The organism is Phascolarctobacterium succinatutens YIT 12067 (assembly GCF_000188175.1).
Taxonomy (GTDB): domain Bacteria; phylum Bacillota; class Negativicutes; order Acidaminococcales; family Acidaminococcaceae; genus Phascolarctobacterium_A; species Phascolarctobacterium_A succinatutens.
The window spans coordinates 1-3,653 of the sequence record NZ_GL830899.1; the positions used below are offsets into that span (position 1 = coordinate 1).

The 3,653-nt window shown below is 50.1% G+C and carries 3 protein-coding genes; 2 read left to right on the forward strand and 1 reads right to left on the reverse strand.

The annotated features are described in order from the left end of the window. The first annotated feature begins 40 nt into the window (after positions 1 to 40). Entirely contained in the window at positions 41 to 613 is a 573-nt protein-coding gene (locus HMPREF9443_RS06490) for a CoA transferase (protein ID WP_268257875.1), read from the forward strand. 63 nt (positions 614 to 676) lie between these two features. Here the strand turns inward: HMPREF9443_RS06490 and HMPREF9443_RS06495 are convergent, their stop codons facing one another. Continuing rightward, positions 677 to 1,873, reverse strand: coding sequence for a pyridoxal phosphate-dependent aminotransferase (locus HMPREF9443_RS06495; RefSeq protein ID WP_009145759.1), 1,197 nt, complete (start codon positions 1,871 to 1,873; stop codon positions 677 to 679). Positions 1,874 to 2,124: 251 nt separating this feature from the next. Between HMPREF9443_RS06495 and HMPREF9443_RS06500 the strand changes: the two genes are divergently transcribed. Continuing rightward, a partial coding sequence (locus tag HMPREF9443_RS06500) for an AbgT family transporter (protein WP_009145761.1) occupies positions 2,125 to 3,653 on the forward strand: 1,529 nt, incomplete at its 3' end.

Consider the following 3,653-nt stretch of genomic DNA (forward strand, 5'->3'; position numbering starts at 1 on the left):
ATACGGGATGTTTTCCGTGTGCGAAGTTTGAGATATTTCGCTGTATAATGTGGCGATGACGCTGATGCCCGGTGCTGCCAGCCTGTACTTCGGCAGCGGTTTTGTGGCGGAGCGCGGCAACAACTGGCTGACGGGTGCCAACGCCAACTACAATATTTATGCGACGAAGGAAGGACGCTATCTTGCGGTGGGCTGCCTGGAGAAGAAGTTCTGGAGCAACCTGTGCGCTGTGCTGCAGCGCCCCGATATGACGGACCTGATAGATGATGATGCTAACCACGACTACTTAAAGCAGCAGCTGTCGCTGGAATTTGCCAAACACACGCTGCCCGAATGGGAGCAGCTGCTGGCGGGCAAGGATACCTGCGTAACGCCGGTGCTGGATTTTGCCGAGGCGGTGGCTGCGGAGCAGACCAAGGCCAACGAGATGGTGCTGAACGTAGAGGACGCAGAGCTTGGCAGCTATCGGCAGCTGGGCTTTGCCATGAAGCTGAGCAAAACGCCGGCCGCGCTGCGGAAGCGTGCGCCGCGTCTGGGCGAGGATACGCAGCTGGTGCTGTCGCAGGCTATTGCCGATGAAAAACTGCTGGCGGAAGCATTGCAGAGCAAATAAAAAATGACCTCCTGAATTTTCAGGAGGTCTGATTTTTTGGTAAGCTTTAAAGTTTTTGTGAGCTTATTTTTCTACACGGCCGGGATATGCTTTGAGTGCTTCGCCCAGAATGTAGATAGCGCGCTCCAGATCCTCGCTCTTTAATACATAAGCAAGGCGTGCTTCATTGACGCCACTGCCGGGGGTGTTGTAGAAGCCGTTGCCGGGAGCAAACATAACGGTTTCGCCGTCGATAGCGAAGTTTTCCAGAGTCCAGATAGCAAATTTTTCTGCATCGTCAACAGGCATGTTAACCATGATGTAGAAAGCGCCCTTCGGGTCGGAAGCCTTCACGCCGGGGAGCTTCTTCAAAGCTGCCACGATGGTGTCGCGGCGGTTTTTGTATTCCTTGTTAACCTCTTCCAGATAGCTTGCCGGAGTGGTGTACAGAGCTGCTGCACCGACCTGCTCCAGAATCGGGCTGCACAGACGAGCCTGGCAGCATTTGATAACCTGCTTGCTGAGCTCTTTGTTTTTGCTGATGATGCAGCCGATGCGCGCACCGCAGGCGCTGTAGCGTTTGGAAACGGAATCGATGATGATCAGGTTGTCGTCTAATTCGGGCATGGTGCCGAAGCTGTGATATGCTCCGTCATAAACGAATTCACGGTATACTTCGTCAGCGATTAAAGCCAGGTTATGCTTGCGCACGATGCGGGAAATCATATCCTGTTCTTCTTCGGTATAAACTACGCCGGTAGGATTGCCGGGGTTGGTGAGCAGAATTGCTTTGGTTTTCGGAGTAATGTGCTTTTCAATTTCTTCTTCGCTGGGCAGGTGGTAACCGTTTTCTACGCTGGTAGGAACAGCGTTGATTTTAGCGCCGAACTCCTTGCAGAAGGTGGTGTAGTTAGCGTAGAAGGGTTCGAAAACCATGATTTCGTCGCCGGGGTCGCACAGAGCCATAACTGCGAAAATCAGGGCCTCGCTGCCGCCGTTGGTAACGAAAATATCTTCAATAGCATAATCCATGCCTTTTTCTGCATAATATTTCTGTATAGCCTTCAGAAGGAACATTTCGCCCTTGGAATTGCTGTAGGCGATTACCGGTGCCTGGAATTCACGCACACTGTCCATGAATTGTGCCGGAGTGGCAATATCAGGCTGGCCGATGTTCAGATGATAAACCTTTTTACCTGCAGCCTTGGCTGCGTCAGCATACGGGGACAGCTTTCTGATAGGAGATGCTGTCAGGCTTTGAATACGTTGAGAAAGTATCATGAAAAAAACTCCTTGCTATTATTTATTGTTTGGGGCAGTTGTAACTGCTTTGTTTATTATAGCACAGATTTTGCCGAGATTGTATATAGTAAAATATTAATACTGTATACATTTGACTTTTTGACGCAAGCACTTTTTGAAGAAGCAGTTTGGCAAATGGTTGTCGTTTGCAGAATGCTTTTGCATAAATATTAAAAAAATGCTATAATAGGAACGTTATTTTTAATTTTTTGAAGGAGTGATTGTCCCCTATGCAAACAACGCAAGCAAAAAATCAGACCGGCGGCATCCTCGGCCTGATTGAACGCGTCGGCAACAAAATCCCCGATATCACGATTTTGTTCATCGGTGCGTTTATCATCTGCTGCATTATGTCAGCAATTCTTTCGACGATGCACTTTGGTTATGTGCATCCCACTACCGGCAAGGAAATCGTAGTCAACAATATGTTGAGCGGCAAAAACCTTGTTGCACTGTTAAGCAAGATGGTTACCAACTATTCCGGCTTCCCGCCGCTGGGCATGGTAATCGTTGCTACCCTGGGTATCGGTATTGCTGACGGCTCCGGCTACATTAATACTGCGCTGAAAAAAATTCTCGCTGTTACGCCTAAGTTTTTGATTACCCCGATTATTATTCTCGTCGGTATGCTGAGCCATCTCGGTCCCGATACCGGCTATGTAATCATCATCCCGGTTGCGGCTTACATGTATTATGCGAGCGGCAAGCATCCGCTGGCAGGTATCGGCGCATCCTTCGCAGGCATTGCCGGTGCCTTCGCTGCCAACTATACTCCGTCCGCAATTGACCCGGTTATTCAGGGCTTCACCCAGAGCGCTGCGCAGATTATCGACCCGTCTTATCAGGTTAACGTACTGTGCAACTATTTCTACGCCTTCGGTGCGACCTTCCTCGTAATCCCCAGCTGCTGGTGGGTGACGGAAAAAATTGTTGAGCCTTGGCTATGGAAAAACTGCCCGCTCGATGATGATATCGAGGTAGGCGAGGACGGCAACACCGCCGTAACTCCCAAAGAAAACCGTGCCTTCTACGCTGCTACCGGCCTTTTGATCGTGATGGTTGCGCTGCTCGTTTACCTGCTGCTGCCTGCCGATTCCATCTTCCGCGATGACAAGGGTATGCTGGCAAGCTTCAAGGCGCCGATTATGCAGTCCATCGTTTCTCTGCTGTTTGTTTTCACCGGCGCTGTCGGTCTGACCTACGGCGTAATGGTAGAAAAATTCAAATCTCCGAAGGATGTTACCACTGCGATGGAGGATATCACCAAAACTCTGGTGCAGCTGATTGTATTCTACTTCTTCGCTGCGCAGTTCCTCTATGCCTTCGGTGCTTCCAACATGGGCGCGCTGATTGCGATTGCCGGTGCCGAGTTCCTGAAGTCCCTGGCATTGCCGCCGCAGGTAACTATTTTCGGCATCATCATCTTCGTTGCGATGCTGAACCTGATTATTACCTCTGCTTCCGCTAAGTGGGCAATTCTGGCACCTATCTTCGTACCGATGCTGATGGCTGTAGGTATTGCGCCGGAGCTGACTCAGGTTGCCTTCCGCGTTAGTGACTCTGCGGTTAACGTTGTAACCCCGATGTTTGCGTTCTACCCGCTGATTATCCTCTACTGCCAGAAGTACGTGAAGAGCGCCGGTATCGGTACACTGAGCTCACTGATGCTGCCGTATACTATTACGTTACTCGTCACCCTGACTATTATGCTGTATGCTTTCTGGTTTATGTGCACTAGTCAACAAATTTTAGACACAAA

Coding starts and splice junctions, on each gene's coding strand:
- HMPREF9443_RS06495 (WP_009145759.1), bottom strand. CDS start 1,873: ATGATACTTTCTCAACGTATTCAAAGCCTGACAGCATCTCCTATCAGA.